Source organism: Streptomyces sp. AB3(2024) (genome assembly GCF_041862025.1).
Classification (GTDB): Bacteria; Actinomycetota; Actinomycetes; order Streptomycetales; family Streptomycetaceae; genus Streptomyces.
Genome location: NZ_JBGWAB010000408.1, coordinates 1 through 232 on the forward strand (window position 1 = coordinate 1; position 232 = coordinate 232).

Genomic DNA, 232 nt, shown 5'->3' on the forward strand with positions numbered 1-232 from the left:
CGTGACCGTCTGCGCCACCGTCACCGCAGTGGCACCCGGCAGCGGCACCCCCACCGGAACCGTCACCTTCACCGGCCCCGGCGGACTGAACGTGACACTTACGCTGGACACGGGCGGCACAGCATGCGTCACCACGACCACGCTGGAAACCGGCACGGTCACGGCCATCTACAACGGGGACACGTGTTTCACCGGTTCGACCGGGACCTTCGAGGTGACGGTCAACCAGGCG

The 232-nt window shown here is 67.7% G+C and carries 1 protein-coding gene; it reads left to right on the top strand.

Annotated features, from left to right (window positions below; genetic code table 11):
- The coding region (locus ACEPPI_RS40990) for an Ig-like domain repeat protein (protein WP_373920310.1) at window positions 1-232 on the top strand (232 nt) is incomplete at both ends.